The organism is Micromonospora sp. H61, from assembly GCF_018070325.1.
Taxonomy (GTDB): Bacteria; Actinomycetota; Actinomycetes; order Mycobacteriales; family Micromonosporaceae; genus Micromonospora; species Micromonospora salmantinae.
This window is the reverse complement of the sequence record NZ_JAGPXY010000194.1, coordinates 1-2030: the sequence shown is the minus strand read 5'-3', so window position 1 is coordinate 2030 and position 2030 is coordinate 1. Positions and strand designations below refer to the sequence as shown.

Genomic DNA, 2030 nt, shown 5'->3' with positions numbered 1-2030 from the left:
TCGTCGATTTCCTCGCCGGCACCACCATCGTCGAATACAAGACGGGTCATTTCGACGATGCCCGTGACCTTGATGCTCTCGTCGAGCAGGTGCTGGCCTATGCCCTCCTCGCAGCAGGATCCGGCCATCCGGTTACCGCAGTCGTCATGTACCTCGCCCGCTACCACGTGCTGGCCCGCTACCCCCTCGACATGTTCCTTGCCCACCTTGCCGGGCAACCCATCGACGCCTCCGAAGTCGGCCATCGCTTCGCCACTCGCGTTCGAGCAGAACAGCCAGCACGTCGACCAATGCGCTCTGTCGTCTAAGAGATGGTGGCGGCCTGCGTGCGCCAGTAGGTGAGGCGATGACGGGTGGTAAGGGTCTGCGTGTGGTTAGGGCCGAGGATTCGCATCTGGTCGGTGAGTAGTTCGGCGAGGGCTGTTGCCGCGCCGGCTGGGTCGCCACCTGTTCCTCGGATGTCGAGTAGTTCGTGGCGCGTGGCCAGGGTTTCGGGGTGCTCGGGGCCAAGGACGCGCAGCATGTCGTGGAGCAGTGTGTCGAGGTTGCGGAGGGCTTCGGTTGTGTCCCCGGTTCGTGCGTTCCAGCAGGCAAGTTCGCGGCGGGTGGTCAGGGTGTCGGGGTGGGTGGGTCCGAGTATGCGGCTTTGGTCGTCGAGCAGTTCGGCGAGGGCGGCGGCAGCGCCGACGGGGTTCCCGGCTATGCCTCGGCAGCGGGCGAGGTTGTGCCGGTTGGCGAGGGTGTGCGGGTGGTCCGGTCCGAGAATTCGGATTCGGTCGTTAAGTAGTTCGGTGTATGTGGTCGCTGCGCCGGTGGGGTCTCCGGTACTCCCGCGGATGTCGGCGATACGGTGACGGATAACCATCGTGTCGGGGTGATCGGGGCCCAGGACCCGTCGCATGTCCGGCAGCAGCGCGGTGAACTGGTCGAGAGCGCCGCTGATGTCCCCTGTCATTCGATGAAAGCGGGCGAGATTGCTGCGGGTGACTAGGGTTTCGGGGTCGTCCGGTCCGAGGATTCGCGCCTGGTCGGTGAGTAGCTCGGCGAAGGCGCGGGCAGCGCCGGCGGCATCTCCCGCTTGACCCCGTTGGTAGGCGAGGTTATTGCGAGTAGTCAGAGTTTGCCGGTGTTCTAGGCCGAGGATCCTCGCCTGGTCGGTGAGCAGGGCGGCGAAGGCAGCAGCGGCACCGGTCGCGTCTCCGGCAGCGCCCCGCCACGCGGCTAGGCTGTTTCGGGTGGCGAGGGTTTGGGGATGGTCGCCTCCAAGCAGTTGAAGTCGGTCAATCAGTAGTTCCGCGTAGGCCCAGGCAGCACCGACCGGATCTCCGGCTCGGCCACGCCAGCGGGCGAGTTCGTGCCGCGCTGCCAGAGTATCGGGATGATTCGGGCCGAGGTGACGCTCAGCTATCTGGTGCAGGCTGCGGAAATGATCGGCGGCGGCGACAACAAGCCCGGTGCCGCCCAGACTGACGCCCGCCCGGGACAGGACGGGGTGGATGCGGGGAGTGTGAAGAAGACTGCCCAGGTGTTGCCACAGGGCGGTTGCGTTGGCGCGCAGCAGGGCGGTGGTAGCGGTCTCGCGTTCAGTGTGGGGCCATGTCTGCAGTAGCGCGTTTGCTGTGGCGCGCCCGGTGGGCCAGATGCAGTCTGAATCTGAGAGGTCGCGGATGGCGCGTTGAACGAGGGCGTGCATCTGGAATAAGTCGGCATCGATGTCGAGGGTGATGAGGTGGTAGCGGTGCAGGTGATGTAGCGCCTGCCGGACCTGGTACGGCGTTACGACTTGTGTGAAACCGGCGGCTCGGGACAGATGGGTGAGGGCTGCAGAGGTGGTGAATAGGCCGGAGGGGACAGCGTTGGGATCGAGGAGCCCGGCCATGTGGAGGATCGGCGCGGCCAGCCCAGCCGGCTCCATGCGGTCGACGGCGTCGAGGGACATCGACCATGTCGCGTCGAGTCGGGTGCCATGTTCGTCTGGTAACACGGTGGGGTCGGGCAGGAGTGAATTGAGGGCGATACTACGGTCAGGA

Annotated in this window: 1 protein-coding gene and 1 pseudogene; one reads left to right on the top strand and one right to left on the bottom strand. The window is 65.7% G+C overall.

Annotated elements, in window-relative coordinates:
- Positions 1-308 (top strand): annotated as a pseudogene (locus KBX08_RS33055) (hypothetical protein); the annotation flags it as partial.
- Here the strand turns inward: KBX08_RS33055 and KBX08_RS33050 are convergent.
- On the bottom strand, positions 305-2030 hold a 1726-nt coding region (locus KBX08_RS33050; protein ID WP_210787677.1), incomplete at its 5' end, for a tetratricopeptide repeat-containing protein. The pseudogene KBX08_RS33055 and the gene KBX08_RS33050 overlap by 4 nt on opposite strands.